The sequence below is a fragment of the Actinomadura verrucosospora genome, from assembly GCF_039540335.1.
In the GTDB taxonomy this organism is placed as follows: Bacteria; Actinomycetota; Actinomycetes; order Streptosporangiales; family Streptosporangiaceae; genus Spirillospora; species Spirillospora verrucosospora.
This window is the reverse complement of record NZ_BAABEV010000134.1, coordinates 1-527: the sequence shown is the minus strand read 5'-3', so window position 1 is coordinate 527 and position 527 is coordinate 1. Positions and strand designations below refer to the sequence as shown.

The window sequence follows — 527 nt, the reverse complement described above, 5'->3', positions numbered from 1 at the left end:
GTCCAGATTCCGATCGCGCGCGCCTGCGCGGGGCCGCGGAAGTACGTCGTGATGAGCGCCAGCGAGCTCGGGACGAGGAAGGCCCCGCCGACACCCTGGATCGCACGGCAGATCACGAGGAACAGCGGATCGGGGGCCAGGAAGATCGCCACCGATGCCGCGCCGAAGATCACGAGGCCGACCCGCATGATGACGATGCGGCCGAACACGTCGCTGAGCGAGCCTGCGACGAGGATGAGCGACCCGAGGGTGATGAAGTAGGCATCCACCACCCACTGCTGGGTGACCATGCCGCCGCCGAGTTCCCGCTGCATCGCCGGAAGGGCGACGTTGACGACCGTGCCGTCGAGGAACGCCACGAACGACGCGAGGATGGCGATGAGCAGCACCAGCCGCTGTGTGCGAGCGTCGGCCATGGTTCACACGTTAGACCTGCCCGCGGACACCCGGCAGGTGTGCGGCGTCAATCCGACCTCAGTCGGCAGCGGCGGCGAAGCGCGCGGAGCGCTCGCGCAGAAGGGCCGACA

The 527-nt window shown here is 68.7% G+C and carries 1 protein-coding gene; it reads right to left on the bottom strand.

Going from position 1 to position 527, the window contains the following annotated elements:
- The coding region (locus tag ABD944_RS42290) for an MFS transporter (RefSeq protein ID WP_345187928.1) at window positions 1–416 on the bottom strand (416 nt) is incomplete at its 3' end.
- Window positions 417–527 lie beyond the last annotated feature (111 nt).